Source organism: Cutibacterium porci (assembly GCF_009696315.1).
Lineage (GTDB): Bacteria > Actinomycetota > Actinomycetes > Propionibacteriales > Propionibacteriaceae > Cutibacterium > Cutibacterium porci.
On the sequence record NZ_VUMG01000017.1, the window covers coordinates 1 to 1,077 of the forward strand.

Below are 1,077 nucleotides of genomic sequence, written 5' to 3' on the forward strand. Positions count from 1 at the left end.
GAAAAGGTGAGCGGTTGAAATAAAAATGCATTTTTCCGCTTGTCATTCCTCGGCGGCTCCCTATAATGCGCCTCCATCGACACGGCGGATGTGAATCACTTCACAGACTACCCGGTCGGTTGAAGAGAAAAAAATCCTGAAATAACGGGTTGACTCTGAAAGAGGAAAGCGTAATATACGCCACCTCGCGACAGAGCGCTGAAGCGCGTCGCAACTGCTCTTTAACAATTTATCAGACAATCTGTGTGGGCACTCAAAGTGACATGGATTCTTAACGTCCTCGGACGAAAAATGAATACCAAGTCTCTGAGTGAACACGTAATTCATTACGAAGTTTAATTCACGAGCATCAAACTTAAATTGAAGAGTTTGATCATGGCTCAGATTGAACGCTGGCGGCAGGCCTAACACATGCAAGTCGAACGGTAACAGGAAGCAGCTTGCTGCTTCGCTGACGAGTGGCGGACGGGTGAGTAATGTCTGGGAAACTGCCTGATGGAGGGGGATAACTACTGGAAACGGTAGCTAATACCGCATAACGTCGCAAGACCAAAGAGGGGGACCTTCGGGCCTCTTGCCATCGGATGTGCCCAGATGGGATTAGCTAGTAGGTGGGGTAACGGCTCACCTAGGCGACGATCCCTAGCTGGTCTGAGAGGATGACCAGCCACACTGGAACTGAGACACGGTCCAGACTCCTACGGGAGGCAGCAGTGGGGAATATTGCACAATGGGGGAAACCCTGATGCAGCCATGCCGCGTGTATGAAGAAGGCCTTCGGGTTGTAAAGTACTTTCAGCGGGGAGGAAGGCGACAGGGTTAATAACCCTGTCGATTGACGTTACCCGCAGAAGAAGCACCGGCTAACTCCGTGCCAGCAGCCGCGGTAATACGGAGGGTGCAAGCGTTAATCGGAATTACTGGGCGTAAAGCGCATGCAGGCGGTCTGTTAAGCAAGATGTGAAAGCCCGGGGCTCAACCTCGGAACAGCATTTTGAACTGGCAGACTAGAGTCTTGTAGAGGGGGGTAGAATTTCAGGTGTAGCGGTGAAATGCGTAGAGATCTGAAGGAATACC

Annotated in this window: 1 rRNA gene; it reads left to right on the forward strand. The window is 51.2% G+C overall.

Annotation, left to right across the window (positions count from 1 at the left end):
- Positions 1 to 357: 357 nt before the first annotated feature.
- Positions 358 to 1,077 (forward strand): 16S ribosomal RNA (locus FYJ43_RS11940); the annotation flags it as partial.